We start from the raw sequence: 24,608 nt of genomic DNA, 5'->3' as shown, positions 1-24,608 counted from the left end.
GATACTTTTTTTATAAAAGGACAGCTGATTTGTTTAGTATATTTGGCTTTTATTTAAACATTTATCCAATGCAAAAGATTGTAAGAATTGCTTTAGTTGTAACCACATGTGTTATTATTGGTTATTTATCAGGAATGGTTACTCGCGAAAGCATTACCACTTGGTATCCAACATTGGTAAAACCCGTTTTTAATCCGCCAAATTGGATTTTTGCTCCTGTTTGGACTATTTTATACATTATGATGGGTGTTGCTGGTGGCATGATTTGGAATCGTATGGAAACCGATGAAGAGAATGTAAAAAAGGCATTTAAATTTTTTATTTTACAATTAGCTTTAAATGCTTTGTGGTCATATCTTTTCTTTGGTTTACAAAATCCTTTGTTAGCTTTAATCGAAATAATTTTGTTGTGGTTATTGATATTTGAAACCTATAACCAGTTTAAAAAGATTGATAAAGTAGCCGGAATGCTCTTAGTACCTTATTTAGCTTGGGTAAGTTTCGCTACAGTTTTAAACGGAAGTATTTGGTGGTTGAATAGTTAAAAATCGAATTGTTTTTAACCACGACAAAAATAGATGTGCGTTAAACGGAAACTCTTTTGACACGATTAGAAATTAATTTGTCCTCCTCTGAAACTCTTTTGACACCACCAAAAATCAATTTGCTATCGACAAAAATGCTTTTGACATCATTAAAAACAAATTTGCTATCGGCAAAAACGTTTTTGTCACCAACAGTAAAACATATGACGCCCTCAAAAGCTAATTTGACACCGACAGTAACCTTTATGACGTCGACAGTTGTAGCAATGACAAGGGTTAACGACCGATAAATTTTTAAAATCGAATAAAGGATAAATTAGTCAACCACACTATTTGCCACAATAAATCCACTTGTCCAAGCATTTTGAAAATTAAATCCGCCAGTGATAGCATCAATATTAACAATTTCGCCAGCAAAAAATAAGTTTTCGTGCAATTTGCTTTCCATGGTCTTGAAGTGTATTTCCTTTAAATCAATGCCACCAGCAGTAACAAACTCTTCTTTAAAAGTGCTTTTCCCGTTCACTTGAAATTCGCCGTTGGTCAATTGGCTGGCCAAATTTGTGAGCTGTGTTTTGGATAAATCTGCCCATTTCACTTCGCTATCAATTTGGGAAGCTAAGACCAAACTCTCCCACAATCGATTTGGTAACTCAAAAGGTGATTTTTTAGAAACAACTTTTTTAGCGTGTTCGTGTTTTAGTTCTTTTAATTGCTCTAAAGTTGCTTCAAACGTGGCATCACCCAACCAGTTGACTTGTATGATAAACTGATACTTTTTTTCAGCCAAAATAATGGCACCCCAAGCTGAAAGTCTTAAAATTCCTGGTCCACTCATGCCCCAATGGGTAATTAATAATGGTCCAACAGCTTCAAGCTTTGTGTCTTTTACTTTTACTTTGGCGAAAGCTGAAACACCCATTAAAGCTGCAATTCGGCTATCTTTGATATTAAAAGTAAATAATGAAGGAACAGGCGAAACAATCGTGTGTCCTATATTTTGTAGCATTTCCCATATCTTAGGATTACTACCTGTAGTCATTATTAGCTTTTGACACGAGTAGGTTTCATGATTAGTTTCCACTTTCCAATAGTCATTTCCTTTAAAAATCGATTGCACACTTTGTCCGGTCAAAACTTCAATTTTCAATTTTTTAACCGCAATCAAAAAGCAATTTATAATGGTTTGTGAATTATCCGTTGTGGGAAACATGCGACCATCATCTTCTATTTTCAATTCCACACCATGTTTCTCAAACCATTCAATAGTATCGCCCGAACAAAATTGATGAAATGGTCCGCGCAATTCTTTTTCTCCACGAGGATAAAATTTAACCAAATCATTGGGAACAAAACAAGCATGCGTCACATTACATCGTCCGCCACCAGAAATCCTAACTTTTTCTAAAACGCTTTTTCCTCTTTCGAGGATAGCAACCTTTATATGCGGATTATTTTCTACGATATTAATAGCCGTAAAAAACCCTGCTGCACCGCCACCAACGATTATTATATCAAAGTTTGAGTTCATGTTTTTTAAACCATTAAGGTCATTAAGTTTCATTAAGATTATTCATCTGCTAATCTAAAGAAATATTCATTTACAAGAGGCTTTGTAGATTTTGTAATATTTGTAGAATTAAAATTAATCAACAATCCTTGAGGAATACTTAATAATTTCATATAAGTCATCAATTTTGCTTCGTCTATTGGATGAAACTTTTCAACTGTTTTTAATTCAACTATTATACAATCATTTACAAGTAAATCTAGTCGTAAAGGATTCTCCAATTGTAAATCATAGTAATCAACTAATTTCATACGATAATTGAGTTACTTCTTTTTTTGTCATTTTTCAATTTTTAAGTGTAATTCGCTTGTATCTAGCTTAATTCTCTTAACTTTCTTAATGGTTATAAATCTATATTCTATCGGGATAATCCGTTATTATGCCATCAACATTCAAAAACTTCACAAAGGTAATGTCTGTTTGGTCATTAACCGTCCATGGAAAAACTTTAAAATTTCGAGATTGCATTTGTGCCACGTTTTCTTTGTTGAGCAATTTATAGTGAGGATGAATGGAGTAAGCTTTTATAAATTTGGCGAAGGCTATGGCGAGCTCTAAATCAGTTTCGGTTAAAACACCAATCCGAATTTCATCATCATGAAACCGAACTTCTTGCAAAGCATTCCAATCAAAACTCGAAATCAAGATTTTGTCTTTTGAAAAAATATTCGAATCTATTAAATCCAAAATGCTTTTTACCGCTTCAAATTCTTTGATTTCAACATTAATGTCACATTGATTATTAACCAATTGAAAAACATCTTGTAAAGAAGGAATGCCAAATTCTTGAAGTTCACGTACAGAAAAACTAGAAACCAAACCAAAGCCAGAAGTTGTTCTATCTATTGTCTTATCGTGAATGACAACTGGAATAGTGTCTTTACTCAAAAAAACGTCTAATTCTATCATGTCGACATTGAGTTGTAAAGCTTTTTCGAAAGAAGCCAAAGTATTTTCGGCTAGGTGTCCTTTTGCTCCACGATGTCCAATTAGTATCATTTAGTCAATAAAGCATTGGTACGACGGATGGCTTCTTCATCTTTATAGTCAAGCCACGCTTGCCCTTTTCTTTTTCGCATCCAATTATCATAGTGTCGAATAATGGCCACATTTGCAAATCCTTTCAATAAATTACTAGGTTTGCTTGCCAATGAACGTAAGCTTAATGAAAAACCGGGTGTTAAATACTTCATATAGTGCCACCAACCTTCGGGCATGTATAACATTTCGCCGTGCTTTAAGTGGGTAATATAAGGTTTAACATGTTTTAAAGCAGGAAATTTATCAAAATCAGGGTTTTCAAAGTCTATATCTTCGTGGCAGAGCCAAGAATAGGGAAGACGATACATGTATTTGGTTTCTTTTGGGTCAATGATGATACATTGTTTTTCTCCTTGAAAATGAAAGTGAAAAAGATTTGGAAAATCAATATCATAATGGATAAAAACTTTTGCACCTTCACCTCCGAAAAACACCAATGGTAAACTTTTTAGTAATCTCGGACCTAAATCGGGCCACTTCATATCGTCTTTCATTGATGGCACATCTTTCATAAGGTTATAAAGAAAGATGCGTAAATCTGTTGGTCCTTTTTCTAAAATATCGATATACTCAGACATTGTCATTGTAAAATCGGGCTCGTTCACTTTTTTAGTGTAGTCGGTTTTTCGACTGTCATACAACGGGACAGTTTTATCGCCTGCAACTTCTCTTAAAAAGTCAAAATTCCATTTTGTAAAAGCGGGCCAATCTTCAATTTGATTAGTCACCACCACAGGTTTTTGAGGTTTGTAGTAATTTTTTATAAATTCCTCTTTAGTAAGTTTTTCAACTCTTTCAATTTCAATGTATTCAAAAGGCATAATTTATAAAGGTGTTTTTGTATTAAATCTTACATTTTTTCAAGTAATACGATGTTGTAATTCGTATCGATACTTACTTTTTTATTTTCAACTATTGCTGTTTTTCCAGAATAAGCATCTTTGACTTTGGTCCCATTTGCAAAAATAGTACCTACGTTTATTTCTTTTTTACCAGATGGTAAATCTAAACCTACTACTACTTCGTCTTTGTAATTATTTTTTACGAAGGTACGACTAAAAACATAAGGAGTGCTAGAAATTTGTTTATGAATTCCTGCGCCTATTGCTGGGTGATTAGCTCTAAATTGTCCTAACTTTTTATAATGCTCATGAATTTTATAGGTCGTTTTATTAAATTCAAATTCTTCCCAGTTCATAAAAGAACGTAGTGTAGCATCACCTTGTGTACCAGGAATATCTAACGGTCTAGATGTTTCATCACCATAATAAACTTGAGAAATTCCGGGAGTTAATAAGAGTTTTGTTCCTGCTTCAAAAATCTTTTCTCTTTGCTTGTCAAAGGGATATCCATCATCATGCGATGAAACATAATTCATTACGCTGTAGCCTTTTAAATCGTTTTGAAGTATCGAATTGTATTTTGAAAATAAGTCTTCATAATTCATTTTGGCTTCGTTTCTAAAATCAAAATTGATTAAACTAGAAAATCCATTTATAAAATAGTCTACCTTTTTGTCTCCAAAATCATAGAACTTTTTTCCGCTGATATTGTAACCATATACTTCACCAACGGTAAAGAATTTGTTATCGTCAAGCACTTTTGCTGGATTATTTTTTTTGTATTCCTCAAAAGTTGATTGACAAACGGTTTCAAAATCTTTCCAAACATCTTCGTAAGTGTGTTTCACGGTATCAGCTCTGTAGCCATCGATTCCAAAATCGGCAATGTAATCTGCCAACCATTTCATGATATAATATCGAGGTGCACGAGGATAACCTGTTTTTTTAAAAAAAGCATCTAGTTCGGCTACTTCTTGTTCATAGCGTCCTTCTTTTTTCCATTTTTCAACTAGCATTGGTGGCAAAGAAACTTCTTTGTTGCTTTCAGTTAAAACGTCGGGAAGATTTTCAACTAACGTACAATTTATGAAAGTGTCATACGAGTTGTAAGTACATTTTGGCGAAGTTCTAACCCAATCGCTGGGGAAAACGGGATCCAATTCAGTAACTGGACCAGTATGATTGATTACTGCATCGAGTATAATTCTAATTCCTTTGGAATGCGCTTTATCTACTAATTCTTTTAAATCAGCTCGCGTACCATAACTGGGATCAATAGCTGTCCAATCTTTAGTCCAATAGCCATGAAAACCATAAGTATTTCCAGTTCCTTCATCAACGCTGCCATGAATTTGCTCTACAACAGGTGTCATCCAAATCGCGTTGATACCCAAATCGGTAAAATAACCTTCGTCTAATTTTTGAATAACTCCACGAATATCACCACCTTCAAACCCACGAAGTTTTCCTGTAGGTTTTGTTCGATTAATTATTTTGTCATTCGCTGCATTACCATTTTTAAAACGGTCAATTAATAGAAAATAGACATTGGCACTTTCCCAAACAAAAGGTGTTTTAGATTGTTGTTTATAAGTTACTTCCTTGGTTGAATTACAGCTAATGAATAGGAGCGAAGCAGAAATAGAAAGGATTATTTTTTTCATTTTAAAATTCTAATTTAATTTCAGGGGTTGTATTTTTTAACCATGAAATAGGAATCATTATACTATTGTTTTCTTTCGTAAAATAAGTAATTTTTCCATCAACATAAATCGATTTTGGGTTACAATTATGAATTTTTAGAGTAACAATTTTATCTGTTGGATTGTAATTTTTTCCAATATTGCTATTGAAAGTAATTACTGTGCCTTCATCGATAGACATAGAGGTAAATCGCATCAATTCATAATTGCCGTTTTCAATAGTATTTGGGGAAGTGCCGTCATCATGAAATAAATTATCCATTGAAGCTTTACAATCTTCATCAAAATAATAATGCAAATCAAAATAGTTTAAAGAATAATTTGACGTGTTTTGAAGCGATGTTTTCATTGGGATGAAACTGCCACCACGAACATAGGTTGGAATATTTTCAGGATTTACAGTAACATTGTGGGTTGTTCCGCGTTCGTATTTTTTGTCGGTATAAAAGTCAAACCAATTGGATGATTTTGGAAAATAGACGTCTGTTGAGGTTTCACCTCTTTTGGTTATTGGTTTTATTAAAAAGTTATTTCCCCATAAATAACTCTCCTTTTCGTTTAGTAGTCTTTCATTATTTGGTTCTGCAAAAAACAAAGGACGCATAAAAGGTTGCCCTGATACCGAATTTTGATAGGCTAAAGTATAATTATAAGGCAATAATTGATAACGCAATTCCACCGATTTTTTGGCTGTTTCCATAGTTACAATATCTTTATAAACTACTTCAGAAGCAACATCATCTTGAGCATGCGGACGGAAAATAGGATTAAAAACACCATATTGCAGCCAGCGCAAATACAATTCGTTATCATAATAATCACCAGCAAATCCGCCTAAATCAGAGTGTATGTATGCCATACCTTGCATTCCCATTTGCAAAGCTATTTCCATTTGCGACTGCAAACCACCCCAACTTCGAGAAACATCGCCGCTCCATGGTATCATCCCAAAACGTTGACTTCCTGAATATCCTGCTCGCATTAAAATAAACGGTCTTTGTTTTGGAAAATCTTTTTTATAACCTTCAGCAATGAGTTTTGCCCAATGGTGTCCATAAATATTGTGGACTTCATCGGCAGTTCCACCAAATGTTTTAGCAAATGAAGGAAAAACTTCGGGTTCGCCTAAATCGCCCCAAAGTCCCGCAACACCTTGATTAATTAGTCGTTTATAAACATTCCAAAACCATTCTTTTCCTTCAGGTTTAAACACATCAACAATGCCAGTATTTCCAAAATAGAAATCCCATGTTGCAGGCGTATCATTCTTAGTAGTCGCTAAAACTTTTTTATCGACTGTTTCTTGCCATTTCGAAGATGTTGTTAAAATAAAAGGTTCAGTAATTAGAACGGTTTTGATGCCTTTTGCATTCAAATCGCTAATCATTTTATCAGGATTTGGGAATGTTTCTTTATCCCAATCGAGATTACCCATCGTTCCTTTTATAGTTTTTCCAAACCAATACAAATCGAGAATAATCGCATCAACAGGAATTTTTTCGTCTTGAAATTTCTTTATAGTTTTTTCTACTTGTTCTTGCGAACGGTAACCAAATCGTGAGGAGAAATTTCCAAAAGTCCATCGTGGTGGCAAAGGTTGTTTACCTGTTAAATCGGTATAATTTGACAATAAATCACTCCAAGTTTCGCCCACAATTACTTGATAGGTTTTTCTACCTGAAATGGTTTCATAAGAAAGCGTATTGTCTTTTTTACTGTCTAAATCGAGATAACCAATGGCAGCGTTATCAAAATGAACGGCATATAATTTTGATGATAAAACCAGTGGAATACAAAAATTCATCAGTTCGGCGCGTGTTTCATAACCATAATGCGCTCTATTGTATAATTGCAAACGATTGCCACGACGGTTCATTCCTAGTGCTCTTGCGCCACCGCCAAATAATACTTCATCTGAAGTAATATTTAAATCAATCATTTCAATAGAATCTTTTTTAGTGTAGCCGTTTTTTTCGAATATAATTAAGTTATTGTTTTTGAGATAATGAACTGAAAACGGAGATTTTTCAATATTTACTGTTAGGTGTTTTGTACCTATTTCTATTTCATTTTTATTTTCTTTTTTTGTTACTTTTAAATTTTTAGGCTCAATAATTACTGCATGAGAAATGGAATCGAATTTTTGCCCTTTTGGGATAAAAGTAGTTTCCGAAATTTTATCAGAAAGCATTTTAATTCTGTATTCTCCGTCGTTAACTAGAATTATTAAGGAATTCTGTTTCCAATGATGAGAAATGTATTTTCTATTTACATTTTGAGCAAATGAAAATGTGGTAGCTAATAGTAATAGAATTAATTTTTTCATATTGTTTTTTTTTAACCATGTAAGGCATATAAGGTCGTTGGAAGTTTCTTATACTTCCTTACATGCCTTATATGGTTTATTTATTTTTTCAGCTCTAATACTAATACGGATTTTCCGTCGATGGTAATTTCATTTTTCAAATCAATAACTTTATCCGTCACAATGTCTTTTCCAGACGTGAATTTTTGAATGTTTTCTGCAAAACGATTGGTTTTGACCGTTTGTTTATCGGCTGAATTATTAATTACAATCATTACCGTTTCTTTGTCATTATACCTAAAATAAACATAAACGTTATTTTCTGGAACATAATGAGTAGTTTTTCCAGAGTGAATTACTGATTTTGATTTTCTCCAGTTTAATAATTTAGCGGTAAAATCGAAGTATTGTCTCTGAACATCAGTCCGACCAGAAGCCGTAAATGCATTGTTTTTATCACTAATCCATCCGCCAGGAAAATCTTGACGAATATCAGCATCGCCTTTGTCTTTATTTCCTGCCATGCCAATTTCTGAACCATAATATAGTTGAGGAATGCCTCGAATGGTAGCAATTAAAGTAATTGCCATTTGGTATTTTTTAAAATCGGGATACAAATGGTTGAAGCGTTGTGTATCATGATTTTCTATAAAAGTTAAAAGATTATTCGGATTTGGATATAAAAAATCATTTGTAAAATTTTCATACACCTTAACTATTCCTTTATCCCATGTCGCTTTATCTTCGTTAAAAACAGTTCCAAAAGCATCGTGTAAGGTAAAGTCCATTACACTAGGTAAATAAGAATTGAAACTTTGTATTTCGCCAATTTTACTGTCTTTTTGCCAATAAGCCATTTGCGCTTGGTCGTGCATCCAAACTTCACCAACAATATTGAAATAAGGATATTCATCGGTGATTGCTTTAGTCCATTTTGAAATTCCTACTTTATCGTTATACGAATAGGTATCTACTCGAAAACCATCTAAATCGGCATATTCAATCCACCAAATGGCATTTTGAATGAGATAATTTAATACCAAAGGATTGGATTGATTTAAATCGGGCATTGATTTTACAAACCAACCGTCCATACAGTTTTTTGCGTCAATTTCGGAAGCATTTGTATCAAATTGAGTGGTCATTCTGAAATTAGATTGTGTAAATTCTGGAAATTGATGTAGCCAATCGCGAGTAGGCAAATCGTTCATCATCCAATGTTTCCAACCCCAATGATTGGTAACATAATCCATAATATTTTTCATGCCTTTTTTGTGTAATTCTTGGCTCAATTTTAGGTAATCCTCATTGGTGCCATAACGTGGGTCAATTTTGTAGACATCAGATTGTCCATAAGTGTGATAGGAATAGTTCTCGTCATTATCTTCGCAAACAGGTGTTGACCAAATGGCCGTTACACCAAGTTCATTTAAATAATCAATATTTTTAATAATTCCTTCGATATCGCCACCATGTCTTCCGCCAGGCAAATCGCGATTGTATTTTTCGGTAACCGAAGGATGACTATCGTTGTTTGGATTTCCATTAGCAAATCTGTCGGGCATTAAAAGGTAAATTACATCAGCGCTGTTGTAACTTTCGCGGAAGCGAGAATTTTCTTTACGCTGTTTGAGTTCGTAGTTTTTTGTAAATGATTTTTTACCGTTTTTGAAAGTGAAAACGATGTTTTGAGCACTTGCATTTTTGGTATCAATAGTAACGAAAACATAGTTTGGGTTTTCGGTTTTTTGAATTCCTTTGATGATGATGCCATTAGAAACCGACACTTCGTTTTGCGCAATATTTTTTCCGTAGAACATAATTTGAACATCGGAAAGATTCATATCGCTCCACCAAAATGGAGGTTCAACTTTATCAATTTGTGCGTAAGTTGCTATTGAAAACAGAAGTAATAGAAGTGCTTTTTTCATTTTATAAATAATTAAAAAACCCTGTCAGAGTTTTAAACGCTGACAGGGTTAGTGTTAGGTTCATTTAAACCGTTACCAAACTATTCGGTTCAACTAAAATTTCTTTTCCGTTTACAAAAACTGGAATTGCAGTTTCGCCTTCTAAAGAAAAATTGGTTTCATTTTGTTGAACAGCCACTTTTAAAATTTGGTTTCTGAAATTGATTTTAAATGAATAACCATCCCATTCTTTTGGAATTCTTGGTTCAAAATGTAATGCATTATTTTTTACACGCATTCCACCAAATCCTTCTACAATACTCATCCACGTTCCTGCCATTGAAGTGATGTGTAAACCTTCTTCTACTTCTTTATTATAATCGTCTAAATCTAGACGCGATGTTCGTAAATAGAAGGTGTAAGCCATTTCCATTTTGTTCAAAATTGCTGCTTGAATAGAGTGCACACATGGTGACAGTGAGCTCTCATGAACGGTAAATGGTTCATAAAAATTGAAGTGTTTTTCTAATTGTTCTTTGGTGAAATGGTCTTCAAAAAAATAAAATCCTTGTAACGTATCGGCTTGCTTGATGTATGGAGAACGTAAAATTCTATCCCAAGACCATTTTTGATTTATTGGACGCTGTGATTTATCAAGATTGGCCACTGTAATTAATTCTTTGTCTAGGAAACCGTCTTGTTGAAGATAAACGTCATGTTCTTCGGAATAAGGGAAATACATATTATCTGCTACTTTTTTCATTTCTGAAATTTCTGACTGAGATAATTTTACTTTATTGAGAATTCGAACATAATCTGAGTTGTATTTATTTTCAACGACTTGAATTTGTTCAATAGCATAATCAATACACCATTTCGCAATATAATTGGTGTAGAAGTTATTGTTTACGTTATTTTCATATTCATTTGGACCAGTTACTCCCAAAATTACATATTGATTTTTTTGTGTTGAAAAAGTGGCTCTTTGGTGCCAAAAACGAGCAATCCCAATTAGGACTTCTAATCCTTTTTCGGGAATATAACTGTAGTCACCTGTGTATCGGTAGTAATTAAAAATTGCGAAGGCAATGGCACCATTTCTATGGATTTCTTCAAAAGTAATTTCCCATTCGTTGTGACATTCTTCACCATTCATAGTAACCATTGGATACAATGCTGCGCCATTTTTAAAACCCAATTTTTCAGCGTTTTCAATGGCTTTTTGTAACTGATTGTAACGATACGCCAATAAATTTCTTGCTACTTGTTGGTCTTTGGTCGCCATGTAGAAAGGAATACAATACGCTTCAGTATCCCAGTAGGTAGAACCACCATATTTTTCGCCTGTAAATCCTTTTGGACCGATATTGAGTCGAGAGTCTTTTCCAGAGTAGGTTTGGTTTAATTGAAAGATATTAAAACGAATTCCTTGTTGTGCTTTAACATCTCCCTCGATGGTAATATCACTCATTTTCCAAATTTTCCCCCATTCAGTTTTTTGATCTTCGAATAATTGATGATAACCAACAACTAATGCTATTTCTATGATATTTTTTGCTGCAGCAAATGTATTTACATGATTTGTAGAGACAGTGTATCCGCCAAATTTCTGAATCGCAACTTTCTGCTCTTTTTCAACAGAAATATTGTAGGCAAGCATTATTTTATCATCTGTTTGCTCTGTTACAACTGGCTTTACGTCTTGTAAAACATCATTAAGTAAAATGCTGTTTTGCATAAAAGTAGTCGCTTCAAAATGTGTTTTAAAAGTTCTAGCAGTAACAAAAGCTTGATTGCTATCATGGGCAACACTTATTGGTTCCCAAAATTTTTCTTCCCAATTGGCATCTTCGTTATGAACTCCAGCATCAAGATAGGGTTTAAAAATTATCGTGGCATCAGAATTTAATGGAGTTATTTCATAATTAATTACACCAACTTCATCTAAATCTAAAGACAAAAAACGGCAAACATTGACATTAATTTCAGTTCCATTTTGTAAAATTGCGTTGAATGACCGGTAATAGATACCTTCTTTCATGTTTAATTCACGACGGAAATTCGAAACAGACTTGCAAGTAGCTAAGTCTAGGTTTTCACCATTAATCTCAATGTTGATCCCAATCCAGTTTGGAGCATTTAAAACTTTAGCAAAATATTCGGGATAGCCATTTTTCCACCAACCTACTTTCGTTTTATCAGGATAGTAAACTCCTGCAATATAACTTCCTTGAAATGTTGCGCCAGAGTAGTGCTCTTCAAAGTTGGCGCGTTGTCCCATCGCACCGTTCCCGATACTAAATAAGCTTTCGGAGGATTTTACTCGTTCAGTATTAAATCCTTCCTCGATAATCGACCAGTTATCTGGTTTTATATAATCTTGGTTCATTTTTTTCTACGTTAAAAAAAGTTTTAAGTTTTGGTATGCAAACAAGAAACAAAAATTAATTAATTAATGACTCTATAAAAGCTTCGTCAATAAATGTAAAATCTTTAAATATGTATTTAGCTTCATGTAATATTTTTTCATCTCCAATACCAATACTAATCATATTGGCACTATTTGCCGCTTGTATTCCTGCAACAGAGTCCTCAAAAACAAGGGAATTTTCATTTTTTGATTGTAACAAATGTGCTGCTCGAAGGAAAACTTCAGGGTCAGGTTTTGCATTGGTAACATCATTACCGTCTACAATAGCATCGAACAAATTTAAAATTCCTGTTTTTTCAAGAATAGGCCTTGCGTTTTTACTCGCTGAACCTAAAGCGATAAGTTGGTTTTTTTCTTTGATAAATTCTAAAATCGGAAGCACACCTGGTAGTATTTCGTTTTGGTTCATATCAACTAAATAGGATAGATAGTCCTCGTTTTTTTGAATAAGCCATTTATCTTTATCTTCTTGAGAAGCTTTTATTTTTCCAAGTTCCAATATGATATCGAGAGAACGAACTCTACTCACTCCTTTCAGTTGTTCGTTGTGCTCTGGGGTAAATTCAATCCCTAATTGCGCTGCTATTTTTTGCCATGCTAAAAAATGGTATTTTGCCGTATCAACAATAACGCCATCAAGGTCGAATATGAATGCTTTTTTATTTGTCATTTCGATATTTTTTATACTAAATCAGATGCTTTTTCTTTCACCGAAAAAACAGAAAGACCTGCAAGAACAAGTGAAATTCCTGCTATTGTTATAATAATTATTGGTGGAAAATTATAGCTTGCAATAATACTTCCTAAAATGCCCGAAACTATTTGAGGTATTGTAATGGTAGCATTAAATAATCCCATGTAAACTCCCATTTTATTTGCAGGAAGAGAACTAGAAAGCATTGCATATGGTAATGCTAATATTGAAGCCCAAGCAATCCCAACTCCCACCATCGAGAAAAGCAACAACGTTTTGTCATGAATAAAATACATAGAAATTAGACCTAAACCTCCTAAAAATAATGAAAAACCGTAAGTCTTTTTTCGGCCAATGGCCTTTGCAATATAGGGAATCATCAGCGCAAAAATGGCGGCGATGGCACTATAAAATCCAAACATAACACCGGTCCAGTTTCCCGCTTCATTAAAACCCAGTGATGTTGCGTCATTTGCTTCTGCACCCCAAACTTGGTTTGCGATTGCTCTAGTGGTATAAACCCACATTAAAAATAAAGCAAACCAGGAGAAGAATTGTACTATTCCTAATTGCCAAAATATTTTTGGTGCAGCAACGATTAATTTTATGAAATTTGTTTTTTCTTTGACCTCAGGCGCAGTAAGATCAATATTATTGTATTCTGCATGTTGTTTTGGAGCATATTCTTTTGTCCTAAAAACAGTCCACAAAACACTTAAAAGTAGTATTGCACCACCAATGTAAAATGACCAAATCACAGAGTCAGCTACTTTTTCTCCAGCTGCTGGAACGTTCGCTACATTTAATTTAGTTAAGATATAGGGCAACAAAGAACCAAAAACAGCACCAAAATTGATTAATGCACTTTGCAGTGAGTACCCTAAGTTTTTTTGTTCATCGTTTACCATATCTCCAACTAATGCTCGAAAAGGTTGCATAGTCACATTAAAAGAAGTATCCATTAATAATAATGCCGAAGCACCAAAAATAAGTGGTGGAATTATATGAGTAAAACTTCCCGCATTGGGCATAAAGAACATGGCCAAAGCCGAAACTATTGCACCAAAAAATATGAAAGGAATGCGACGACCTAATCTAGTCCAAGTTTTGTCACTCGATAAACCAATAATTGGTTGAACTATTAAGCCAGCTAATGGTGCCGCGAGCCAAAAAAGACCGATACTATGCACATCAGCGCCGTATGCCTCTAAAATCCTGCTAGTGTTTCCGTTTTGTAGCGAATAGCCAATTTGAACGCCAAGGAATCCGAAGCTAAGATTCCAGATTTGCCAAAAACTTAGTTTGGGTTTTTTCATTATCGTAAATGTTAATTTATACGATAAGCTATGCGCTTATCAAAACTTTATTTTTGTTTTCGAAGTAAAAAGGACAAGCTTTGATAATGGTTGTAAATATAATAAAGAATTTAAAAGGTGATGGTTTCGGCTTAAAAAAAAACGACGAACTAGTTACGAAAACGTTTTTTGTTAATAAATATAGCCAACTTATTTAGTAGACTCTCTTTCAACAAGCTCCGTTTCGATAACTTCTATTTTGTATTGCTCTTCGGCAGCTTCTTCTTCGTTTTCCAATCTTTCAATCAGCATTTTTGCGGCTTTGCCTCCCATTTTAATACCGTTTTGGCTCACTGTAGAAATACTTGGAGTAGCATATTTTGAAATAATACCGTCGGTAAAACCGATAACAGACAAATCTTCTGGAACTTTAATATTGTGTTTTTTAGCTATTTTCAACGCTGTAACAGCAAATATTTCATTGACAGCAAATAGGGCTTCTATTTCGTTGTTAAGAATTAAATTTTCTATTGATGCCTCGAAATTTTCTGTATCTTCAATTTTCAGAATTATATTTTCGTCAACCTTTATGTCATTGTTTGTAAGCGCTTTCCTGTATCCATCGGTTCGTAGTTTACCCACACTCACATAATCAACAGTACTAATAATAGCAATTTTTTTTAGTCCTTTATCGATCAAAAATTGTGTTGCATTGTAGGCAGCTAAATTATCATCAATGATTACTTTATCACAAAGAATATCATTAGTAACTCTATCAAAAAGTACCACTGGCATTCCTTGATTTATTACTTCTGCGATGTGATGAAAATCCTTTTTTTGTTGGGTTTCTTTGGATAAAGACATGATAAAACCATCAATACTACCATTGGCTAACATTTCCATGTTAATTACTTCTTTATCAAAAGATTCGTCAGATAAGCAGACTATAACATTGTATCCGTTTTCATTGGCAACAGCTTCAACTCCGCTAATAACAGTTGCAAAAAAGTGATGAATAATTTCTGGTATGATTACACAAATTGTTTTAGTCTTTCTGTTTTTTAAGCTTAATGCAATGTTGTTTGGCTTGTAATTATATAATTTAGCAAAAGCTTGCACTTTTTGTCTGGTATCTTCACTTATTTCCAGACTGTTTTTTAAAGATTTTGAAACAGTTGAAATGGAGACATCGAGTTCTTTAGCTATTTCTTTGAGAGTTACTTTTCTTTTCATTAGATATGTTTTGTGAATACAGATTTCTGAATAAAGATATATTATATTTTTACATTTGTTAAATTTAATCCCAAAATAATAAAATATTCAAAAAGTTTTCAACACGCAAACGTTTTCGAAGCAAATTTAACATGTGTTTATTTCAGAGATGGCTGATTTTAAATAATTTTAACTAATTTTAACATTCGAAGTAAAAATACAAGCACAAAACTAACTTTTAACCTAAACAAAATGTATGAAAACAATTTATAAAAAGTTGTTATTTTTATTACTAGCGCTGCCTTTTAGTCTACTTGCACAAAGTACATTGACAGGTGTTGTTTTTGATTCTAATACTAATCAACCTTTACCTGGTGTGAATGTTGTCGTTCAAGGTGCTAATAGTAGCACAACAACCGATTTTGACGGAAAATTTAAACTTGGAGGTGTTAAAAACGGAGATAAAATACTTTTCTCCTATATTGGTTATGACTCCAATACAATCACTTTTTCCGGACAAAAAGAAGTAAGTGTTACACTTACAGAAGCATCCAACTTATTGCAAGAAGTGGTAGTCCAAGTAGGATATGGTGGTGTTAAAAAGAGAGACTTAACAGGTTCTGTAACACAGATTGCTGCGAAAGATTTCAATAAAGGTGCAAACGTAACCGCTGAAAATTTATTGGCCGGTCGCGTTGCTGGTTTGACTATTAATGCGGGTGGCGGTGCGCCTGGAAGCGGATCTCAAATTAGAATTCGTGGTGGTTCGTCTTTAAGTGCATCTAACGATCCTTTAATTGTAATTGATGGTTTACCTATTACAAATGACGCTAACGTAGGTGCTACATCAATCCTAGCCTCATTGAACCCAAATGATATAGAAAGTTTCAACGTGTTAAAAGACGCGTCTGCCTCTGCAATTTATGGTTCAAGAGCTGCTAATGGTGTTATAATTATCACTACAAAGCGTGGCGGAAAGAAATTATCAGTAGATTATAACTTCCAATACGGTTCTGGTCGTATTATCAACAAATTGGACATGATGAATGCGCAGCAGTTTACGAGCTTTTTACAGCAAAATCATCCTTCACGCGTTGGAGAACTCGGCATTTTAAATCCAAATATTGTGGATAATCCAGCGACTCCTGAAAATGAGGCTAGAGAATTTTATAATACAGACTGGCAAGATGCTATTTACAGAAGAACAGATTTTGTAGATAACAATTTAAGTTTGAGAGGACAATTATTTAATAAGATTCCTGCTAAATTAACCATTAATAATACTTATCAGCAGGGATTGCGTTTAACAAACGATTTTACGAGAAATAACGTTTCGGTGGCATTAAACCCTAAGTTCTTTGACGACCATTTAAAACTTAATGTTTCAGCTTTATATAGTAATGAACGTAACAGATTTGCTAATAACGTTGAAGGTACCGCGATTCGTTTCGACCCAACCAAACCAGTTAGAAATCCTTATAGTAATAATTTTGGTGGTTTCTTTGAATATGAAAATCCGACACAGCCGGACGGTTTAGTTCCTCAATCGCCACGGAATCCTGTTGCGGAGTTATTGCAAACTGATGACACAGGTGTTAATAACCGTTTTTTAGGGAATTTTGAAATCGACTATAAATTTCATTTTTTTCCATCTTTGAGAGCAGTTGTTAATTTAGGTTTTGACGAATCTAATGGTATTAGAAGGATAAATAGAGGCACAGTTGGTGTGGCAACAAGTCCGTTTTTAATTGACACTTTTATTGGAACTAATATTAGAGATGAAGATACACGCAGAAACAAATTGCTTGATGCGTATTTTGTTTACAACAAAAAATTTGGCACTACAAGTATAGAGGCAACTGCTGGTTATTCATATCAAAAATTTGAGTTTAGTGGCTTCAGAAGTAGAAACAGAAATAACCCTGCAGATGCGCCTGATGTTATTGATGCGCCAGATGAAGTTTTACTTGGATATTTTGCAAGGACTAATATAGGGTTTAAAGACAATAAGTATCTATTGACATTATCTTTTAGAAGAGATGGTACTTCGCGTTTTTCAGAGGAAAACCGTTGGGGCAATTATCCTTCTGCTGCTTTTGCTTGGAAAATGAAAGAAGATTTCTTTAAAGACAGTAAGATGATTTCTGATTTTAAATTAAGATTGGGTTGGGGGATCTCTGGACAACAAGCCATTCCTGTTGGGGATTTTTTCTTGCCAAAATATACTACCGGACTACTTAATTCGCAATATAGTTTCGGTGGGCAATCATTTCTTGCAGGAGTTCCAAATGCATATAATCCAAATATCAAATGGGAAGAAACAGCATCTTACAACGCAGGTATTGATTACGGATTATTTGACAACAGATTATCAGGAAGTGTAGATGTTTTTTATAAATTAACTGATGATTTATATTTTAGAGATACTCCGTTTGCAGATGGTAGCAATTTTACCAATCAAGGACCAGCAAGCGGTGGTAGTTTCTCAACGAAAGGTATCGAGTTTAATTTAAATGCAGAGGTAGTTAGAGGCGACAATTTTAATTGGAACGTCAATTTTAATGCTACTTCATTTGAGAGAAGAATTGAAGAACTTCCTGCTGGAACAAGAGAACAATTTTTTGGTGGTTCAGGTGGAGGTTTTGGAGGTACATCATTAATAAATAGAGTTGGTTTTACACCAGGGTCATTTTTTGTGTATAAACAGTTGTATAATCCAAATGGTTCGCCTATCGATGGTGCTTTTGCCGATTTAAATAGCGACGGAATTATTAATGCTAGTGATCGATATTTATATAAAAATGCTGATCCCGATGCGGTATTTGGTTTTTCATCAAATATGAATTACAAAAACTTTGACTTCTCTTTCTTTTTAAGAGCAAGTGTTGGAAATAGAATATTGAACCAAGTAAATGCTACACGTGCTTACTCTGAATATGCAGTTGGCAACGACGCTCAGCTTGCTAATATCCCTAACGCCTTTAATAATACTGGTTTTGGTACACCTAATGATATTACAGCTCTTTCCGATATTTATGTTGAGAATGGTTCTTTTTTACGTATGGATAACATCACTGTAGGTTATACATTCCCTGAATGGTTAGATGGCAAAGCATCGTTACGTCTATTTACTGGTGTACAGAACGCATTTATAATAACAGAATATTCAGGTTTAGATCCTGAAATTACAAATGATGGACTTGATAATACAATATATCCAAGACAAAGACAATTTTTGTTCGGAGCAAATTTAAAATTCTAAAATAACTATGAAAAAAAGTAAGTTTAATTTTATTTATCTAGCGCTTATTGCAGTTGTTTTTACTTCATGTGAAAGCGATTTAGATATTACACCAAATGATCCTGATACGTTTCTTTCGGAAGAGTTTTTTTCTCAACCTGATGCTTACAAAAAAGGATTAGCAGGTGTTTACGGTAATTTGGCTTTAACTGGAACAAATGGTCCAGAATCGTCAAACATTGGTGGTATCGACGCAGGTACTAGCCAATACGGTCGTTGTTTATGGTATTTGCAAAATCTTTCTACAGACGAAGCTATCTGGAGTTATGAAAATGATGGTGGTGTGAGAGATTTACAACGTAACATTTGGAATGCTGACAATGTCATTATTAGAGGTATGTTTAGTAGAGGAATGTTTCATGTAGCTTTATGTAATGAGTATTTAAGACAAACAACTCCTGAAAAATTATCAGCAAGAGGTGTGACAAACGCTACTTTATTGAGCGATATTCAAGATTATAGAAATGAAATGAAAGCTATGAGAGCGTTGGCCTACTATCATTTGATGGATATGTTTGGTAAAGCTGCGTTTAATACAGAAGATCAGGCGGTTGCTATAGCTGGTGTCCAATATAATAGACAGCAACTATTTCAATTTATTGAAACAGATTTAACAGCTTTAATTCCGCTTTTAAAAGCACCAAGAAGCAATGAAAGCGGTCGTTTAGATCAGGCATTTGCAAGAATGATTTTAGCAAAGATGTATCTTAATGCTGAAGTTTATGTTGGACAAAATAGATATCAGGATTGTATGACGCAATGTGAAGCAATTATCGCTGGTGGTTATGTTCTTGAACCTAATTATTTAGATAATTTTAGAGCTGATAATAACACATCCACAGAGATGATTTTTGCTATTCAATCTGACGGTTTAGTAACGCAAAATTTTGGACCAACAACAGTTATGGTCAACGGTTCTGTTGGTTCACTTGAGACTAACGGTATTTCGCTAGGAGTTAATGCCGGTGGTTGGGGTGGTGCCATTCGTTTAAGAAAGCAGTTTGTTGAAAAATTCAACGGATCAGATTTTGACTTTGATGCAAGAAAAACGCTGTCAGGTGGCGGATTGAGAACGTTAGATATCTTAGATATTAATAATAGAAATCAAGGTTTTATTTTAGCTAAGTTTTCCAATGTTTCTTCCAATGGATTACCTGGTTCGAACCCTACATTTGTTGATACAGATTTCCCACTATTTAGATTAGCAGATGCTTACTTAATGTACGCCGAGGCACAGATGAGAAAAGATGGTGCAACAAATGGTAGTTCTGTAACTAATTTAACTTCACAATCTCTCGGATATATCAATGCTTTGAGAGAAAGAGCTAACGATGGAAATTTTGCTAATGTAACATCAAACCAAGTTACTCTTGACTTTATATTAGATGAAAGATCACGAGAATTGCATTGGGAAGCACACAGAAGACAAGATTTGATCCGTTTCGGCAAATATTCTGGTGGGAATTATATTTGGGCATGGAAAGGAAATGCTCCAGCAGGTATTGCTATTTCGGCAAACCGAAATGTTTACCCAATTCCACAACTTGCTTTAGTAGCAAACCCTAATTTAACTCAAAATACAGGTTATTAATAATTAATAAAGTAAATATGAAAAATATAGTAAAATCAATTTTAGCAGTAACAATCAGTGCTTTTCTTATCACATCGTGTGAGGATGAGCAAGATTTAAAGTTCATAAGACCAGCTGAGTCGTTTTCAATAATTACGCCTTTAACAGGTGATGCGGTTGTTTTGAATGAAACTACCCCAAGCAATCCAGGAATTTCTTTAACATGGTCAGAGGCAGATTTTTCAACGCCTACTGAAGTACAATATGCGGTAGAGTTGGCACCTGCAGGATCAGATTTTTCTACTGCACAAGTGTTGGCTACAACAACAAATGAATTCATAAGCGTTCAATCAAGTCAATTAAACTTTGCAGTTTTAGTTGCTGGTGGTACTCCTTTTGTTCAAAGTCCAGTTGATATTAGAATTAAAGCAACTGTTGGCTCTTCTGAACCAACTTATTCTAATACTATTACTTACTTGGTAACAACTTATGGCTGTTTAGGACAATTTGCAGTTGGTGCAGGAATTCCTTCTGCTGGCTGGAATTGGGACAATCCGTTAAATCTAATCTGCGATGATAATGTGTTGACTGCATCAGTAACTTTTGCCAACGGTACTTTTAGATTTTTTACAGAAGAGTCAAATTGGGGATCAGGAAGAAATTTTCCATACTACACTGGTCTTGGTTATAAAATAAGTACAAATTTTGAAAATGCAAACGATGGAGACTCTAATTTTAGATTTATAGGTACACCTGGTGTTCACCGTTTAAAAATTGATGAAAATCAAAAATCAATTACGGCATTCCAAGGTGCAACAGCGGCAAATTCTTATTGGTTAGTTGGTCGTGCTACACCTGGAGGATGGTCGTGGACAGGTAATAATGAGTCTGAATTAGGTCTTGTCGCTCCAGGTATTTATCAGGCGATCATCCGTTTTAGTTCTGAGGCTGGTGCTGAAGCGACTTTCAGAATTTGGTTAGCAAATGACGGCGGTGACAGTTGGAGTTCTCCAAATAGAAATTACCCTTCTTTCGATAATGATGGTTATACAATTGACGATGAGTTAGAAAATTCAAACGATGGAGATAGTAACTTTAGATATACTGGACCAAATGCCGTTCGAAGATTTACTGTTAACACAATCACAAAAGTGATTACAGTTGACTAATTAAAATTTAATTTTATAGGGCTGAATCTAGTAAAACTGTTCAGCCCTTTTTTTTATCAAAAAATTAATAAAAGTTATGAAAAAAGCATTCCTTTCTCTCTTTCTCGCATTCGTTTTCAATATGAATGCACAGATTACAACATCACCTTCACCGGTGTTAGCCGATCAACCAGCGACAATTACTTTTAATAAAGCTGGTACACCTTTAGCGGCTTACAATGGTATTATTTATGCTTATGTAGGCGTAACCGTCAATGGTACTCAATGGCAAAATATTAAAGGTAGTCCAATTTGGGGAAATAATATTCAACCTCAAATGACCCAGACAGCGCCAGGTGCAAATACCTACACTTTAAGTATTACACCTGATTTATTTACGTATTTTGGTGTTTCACCAGCCAATTCAATCACACAGATTTGCATTATTTTTAGAAGTGCAGATGCTACCTTGCAAACATCAGACGCATTCATTCCTGTTGGAGCATTTCAATACAATTTGTCGTCACCATTGTTAAACAGTAGTTCTATAATTAATAGTGGCGCCAATCAACTGATCACCGCAAGTAATACAAATGGAGTTGCAACTTACAATTTACTAGCTAATGGGGTTACTATTAACACTGCAACTACTTCAAATTACTCTTTTACTGATACAAACATTACTGTTAATAAAAATTACGAATTAAGAGTTACACAAGGCAATACAACTTTTACAGCCAGATTCTCTGTAATTATTAATCCTGGGACAAATTCGGCAGCTATGCCTGCGGGATTAGTTGATGGTATAAATTATAATCCAACAGATCCAACTAGAGCAACCCTCGTTTTAAATGCTCCTTTTAAAAGTTTTGTATACGTTGCTGGAAGTTTTAATAACTGGCAACCAACATCAGGATTTGCAATGAGAAGAGATAGTGCACCAGGATCGACGAGGTTTTTCCTTGAATTAACAGGATTGACGCCGGGACAGATTTATGCTTATCAATATTGGGTTTGTGATGTCGTAAATTTACCAGTTGGTTCGCCTGCAATTGTTAAAACTGCTGACCCATTTTCTACTCTTGTCCTGTCACCATTTGACGACCCAGAAATACAGACACTTGGAGTATTCCCTAACTTGCCTGCTTATTCAACAATTGCGCCAGGTCAAGAAAGAGAAGTAACCGTGCTACAAACAGGACCGAATAATTTATTTTCTTATAATTGGAGCAGCGCGACCACAAATTTTGTTAAACCTAAAAAGAAAGATTTAGTGTTTTATGAAGTTTTGATCAGAGATTTTGATGCAACAAGAACGTATCAAGATTTAATTAATAGAATCGATTATTTTAAGAATCTGAAGATAAATGCTATTAAATTGATGCCAGTTATGGAGTTTGAAGGTAACATGAGTTGGGGTTACAATACGGTTTTTCATATGGCGTTGGACAAACGTTACGGTCCGCCAGTTAAATTGAAAGAATTTGTAGATTTATGTCATCAAAACGGTATTGCGGTAATTTTAGATATAGCATTAAATCATGTTTTTGGACGTTCACCTTTAGAAAGAATGTGGATGTTAGATTCTGATAACGATGGTTGGGCTAACGGAACAGGGCCAAGAACAACTACCGAAAACCCTTATGTTAATCAAGTTGCCTTACATAGCTATAATGTGGGAAGTGACTTAAATCATTTTAGAGAAACAGGTCCAGGCGGGAATTTAACAAATACTTATGCTATTCGTACAATTCAATATTGGATTAATGAATTTAAAATTGATGGTTACCGTTGGGATTTAACGAAAGGATTTACAAACCAGTGTACTTCAATGGATGAAGGTTGTACAAATGGCTATAGAACCGATCGTGTTGCGAAAATGAAATGGTATGCGGACAATCAATGGGCAGCAGATCCACTTTCGCTTGTAATTTTTGAACATTTAGGAACTGGTGGTTCAGCGCAAGAAGAAGTGGAATGGGCCAGTTATAATAGAGTTGGAAACCAAGGTGGTATCATGCAGTGGAGAAAAATGACTGATCCTTATGCAAACTTATTGAAAGGAAATGCGACAAACCTTGCAGCGGTTACTGATCCATCTGATAGAATGATTGGCTACGCAGAAAGTCATGATGAAGAGAGAGTAGTTTATAAAGCATTGAATGAGGCCGGACAAACCGTTGGTAATTTAGATAAAGTTTTACAAAGATTGCCTGCAATGGGTTCAGTTTTATTTATGGTGCCTGGACCAAAAATGATTTGGCACTTTGGTGCACTTGGATGGGATGACTCTTTATTCTTATGCAGCAACGGTACCGTTCAGTTTAATGATGGATGTAAATTAGATACTAAACCTCAGCCTCAATGGGCAGAAAATTGGTTACAAAATCCTGCTAGAGCAAACGTTTATAACCAATGGGCTAGACAAATTGATTTAAGAATAAGGGAAGATGTGTTTGAAAATGGTCAATTTGCATGGAATTTTAGCCAAGTTGGAAGACCACGATTAGATGTTTGGACATCAACATCTCCCACACCGTCATTGAGTTATGTGTTTGTGTTGACAAATTTTTCAGATAGCACTTATAATGTTCCGGGTGGTTTCCCTTTTACCGGTAACTGGGTGAATTTAATGGATAATACTACATTAAACGTTACTAATCAAAATCAAAATGTTTCTATTGAACCCGGTGGTTATCGAATATTTGGTAACCAGCAAAGTGCTCTGGATATTGTAAACAATGAATTTAGAAGTTTAGCTCTTTATCCAAATCCAACGTCTGGAAGTTTTACTATAAACGGCTTAGTATCGAAAGTCGATGTTTACTCAGTAACTGGACAATTAGTAAAATCATTTGACTCTATATCTACAGAAAATTATCAATTTGATGTGAATGATTTAAACAGAGGTGTCTATTTAGTTAAAATAGTAGATGCTAATAATAACACTAAGACTACAAAGTTAATTAAAGAATAAAACACGAGTTAAAAATTAATTCAGAAAGCCACGTTTTTAGAGCGTGGCTTTTTTTGTATTTTTA

General features: G+C 34.4%; 16 protein-coding genes. 5 read left to right on the top strand and 11 right to left on the bottom strand.

Annotated elements, in window-relative coordinates; genetic code table 11:
* Positions 1 to 68 precede the first annotated feature (68 nt).
* Positions 69 to 545, top strand: coding sequence for a TspO/MBR family protein (locus WFZ85_RS03525; protein WP_342694906.1), 477 nt, complete (start codon positions 69 to 71; stop codon positions 543 to 545).
* A gap of 316 nt (positions 546 to 861) precedes the next feature.
* On the opposite strand, the gene WFZ85_RS03520 is transcribed toward WFZ85_RS03525, so the two are convergent.
* The 11 genes from WFZ85_RS03520 to WFZ85_RS03470 all read right to left on the bottom strand — a co-directional run bounded on the left by WFZ85_RS03520 (position 862) and on the right by WFZ85_RS03470 (position 15,569).
* Positions 862 to 2,076 (bottom strand): BaiN/RdsA family NAD(P)/FAD-dependent oxidoreductase, encoded by a 1,215-nt coding sequence (locus tag WFZ85_RS03520; RefSeq protein WP_342694905.1) that lies wholly within the window; start codon positions 2,074 to 2,076, stop codon positions 862 to 864.
* A 38-nt stretch (positions 2,077 to 2,114) separates the two neighbouring features.
* The gene (locus tag WFZ85_RS03515) at positions 2,115 to 2,366 is read right to left on the bottom strand and encodes a GxxExxY protein (RefSeq protein WP_342694904.1); all 252 of its coding nucleotides are present in this window, start codon (positions 2,364 to 2,366) and stop codon (positions 2,115 to 2,117) included.
* A gap of 100 nt (positions 2,367 to 2,466) precedes the next feature.
* Positions 2,467 to 3,114, bottom strand: a complete 648-nt coding sequence (locus WFZ85_RS03510) for a glycerophosphodiester phosphodiesterase (protein WP_342694903.1) — start codon at positions 3,112 to 3,114, stop codon at positions 2,467 to 2,469.
* Positions 3,111 to 3,977 (bottom strand): cupin-like domain-containing protein, encoded by an 867-nt coding sequence (locus tag WFZ85_RS03505; protein WP_342694902.1) that lies wholly within the window; start codon positions 3,975 to 3,977, stop codon positions 3,111 to 3,113. The genes WFZ85_RS03510 and WFZ85_RS03505 overlap by 4 nt, the downstream gene beginning before the upstream one ends.
* Positions 3,978 to 4,006: 29 nt before the next feature.
* Positions 4,007 to 5,662 carry an alpha-amylase family glycosyl hydrolase gene (locus WFZ85_RS03500; protein WP_342694901.1) on the bottom strand — a complete coding sequence of 552 codons (1,656 nt, stop codon included), beginning with the start codon at positions 5,660 to 5,662 and terminating at the stop codon, positions 4,007 to 4,009.
* Position 5,663: 1 nt separating this feature from the next.
* Positions 5,664 to 8,027, bottom strand: a complete 2,364-nt coding sequence (locus tag WFZ85_RS03495) for a glycoside hydrolase family 31 protein (protein WP_342694900.1) — start codon at positions 8,025 to 8,027, stop codon at positions 5,664 to 5,666.
* 80 nt (positions 8,028 to 8,107) lie between these two features.
* Positions 8,108 to 9,937, bottom strand: a complete 1,830-nt coding sequence (locus tag WFZ85_RS03490) for a glycoside hydrolase family 13 protein (protein ID WP_342694899.1) — start codon at positions 9,935 to 9,937, stop codon at positions 8,108 to 8,110.
* A 64-nt stretch (positions 9,938 to 10,001) separates the two neighbouring features.
* Positions 10,002 to 12,305: a glycoside hydrolase family 65 protein gene (locus tag WFZ85_RS03485; protein ID WP_342694898.1), complete on the bottom strand. Its 2,304-nt coding sequence runs from the start codon at positions 12,303 to 12,305 to the stop codon at positions 10,002 to 10,004.
* 55 nt (positions 12,306 to 12,360) lie between these two features.
* The gene (pgmB, locus tag WFZ85_RS03480; RefSeq protein WP_342694897.1) at positions 12,361 to 13,017 is read right to left on the bottom strand and encodes a beta-phosphoglucomutase; all 657 of its coding nucleotides are present in this window, start codon (positions 13,015 to 13,017) and stop codon (positions 12,361 to 12,363) included.
* An 11-nt stretch (positions 13,018 to 13,028) separates the two neighbouring features.
* Positions 13,029 to 14,357: an MFS transporter gene (locus tag WFZ85_RS03475; RefSeq protein ID WP_342694896.1), complete on the bottom strand. Its 1,329-nt coding sequence runs from the start codon at positions 14,355 to 14,357 to the stop codon at positions 13,029 to 13,031.
* Positions 14,358 to 14,546: 189 nt separating this feature from the next.
* Entirely contained in the window at positions 14,547 to 15,569 is a 1,023-nt protein-coding gene (locus tag WFZ85_RS03470; protein ID WP_342694895.1) for a LacI family DNA-binding transcriptional regulator, read from the bottom strand.
* A gap of 235 nt (positions 15,570 to 15,804) precedes the next feature.
* On the opposite strand from WFZ85_RS03470, the gene WFZ85_RS03465 reads away from it, so the two are divergent.
* The 4 genes from WFZ85_RS03465 to WFZ85_RS03450 all read left to right on the top strand — a co-directional run bounded on the left by WFZ85_RS03465 (position 15,805) and on the right by WFZ85_RS03450 (position 24,544).
* A complete protein-coding gene (locus WFZ85_RS03465) occupies positions 15,805 to 18,810 on the top strand; it encodes a SusC/RagA family TonB-linked outer membrane protein (RefSeq protein ID WP_342694894.1) in 3,006 nt (1,001 codons plus the stop codon).
* A gap of 7 nt (positions 18,811 to 18,817) precedes the next feature.
* The gene (locus WFZ85_RS03460) at positions 18,818 to 20,440 is read left to right on the top strand and encodes a RagB/SusD family nutrient uptake outer membrane protein (protein ID WP_342694893.1); all 1,623 of its coding nucleotides are present in this window, start codon (positions 18,818 to 18,820) and stop codon (positions 20,438 to 20,440) included.
* A 17-nt stretch (positions 20,441 to 20,457) separates the two neighbouring features.
* Entirely contained in the window at positions 20,458 to 21,588 is a 1,131-nt protein-coding gene (locus WFZ85_RS03455; protein ID WP_342694892.1) for a SusE domain-containing protein, read from the top strand.
* 76 nt (positions 21,589 to 21,664) lie between these two features.
* Positions 21,665 to 24,544, top strand: coding sequence for a T9SS type A sorting domain-containing protein (locus tag WFZ85_RS03450; RefSeq protein WP_342694891.1), 2,880 nt, complete (start codon positions 21,665 to 21,667; stop codon positions 24,542 to 24,544).
* Positions 24,545 to 24,608 lie beyond the last annotated feature (64 nt).

The sequence above is a fragment of the Flavobacterium aureirubrum genome (assembly GCF_038739835.1).
Classification (GTDB): Bacteria; Bacteroidota; Bacteroidia; order Flavobacteriales; family Flavobacteriaceae; genus Flavobacterium; species Flavobacterium aureirubrum.
This window is presented reverse-complemented; position numbering and strand designations above follow the sequence as displayed.